The following is a 312-nucleotide window of genomic DNA, read 5'->3' as shown; positions in this document are numbered from 1 at the left end:
CTCGATACCGGCACGACCACCTCGTTCCTCGCCCGCGAGTTGCTCGGCCACCGGCGGCTCACCGTCGTCACCAATTCGTCGGACATCGCCCGCACGCTCGCCACCGTCAACGGCAACAAGGTCTACATGGCCGGCGGCGAGTTGCGCAGCGATTCCGGCGCCGCCTTCGGCGTCTCGGCCATCGACTTCGTCAGCCGCTTCTCCGTCAGCCACGCGGTGATCTCCATCGGCGCGGTCGACGCCGTCGCCGGCCTGATGGACTACGATCTGGAAGAGGCGGAGTTCGCCCGCATGGTGCTGTCGCGCGGCCAG

At 68.6% G+C, this 312-nt stretch carries 1 pseudogene; it reads left to right on the top strand.

Annotated features, from left to right (window positions below):
• A pseudogene (locus EN807_RS34095) lies at window positions 1-312 on the top strand (DeoR/GlpR transcriptional regulator); the annotation flags it as partial.

This window comes from Mesorhizobium sp. M5C.F.Ca.ET.164.01.1.1, from assembly GCF_004792125.1.
GTDB lineage: Bacteria > Pseudomonadota > Alphaproteobacteria > Rhizobiales > Rhizobiaceae > Mesorhizobium > Mesorhizobium wenxiniae.
Note: the sequence above shows the minus strand (reverse complement) of the source record. Positions and strands in the feature narration are given on the sequence as shown.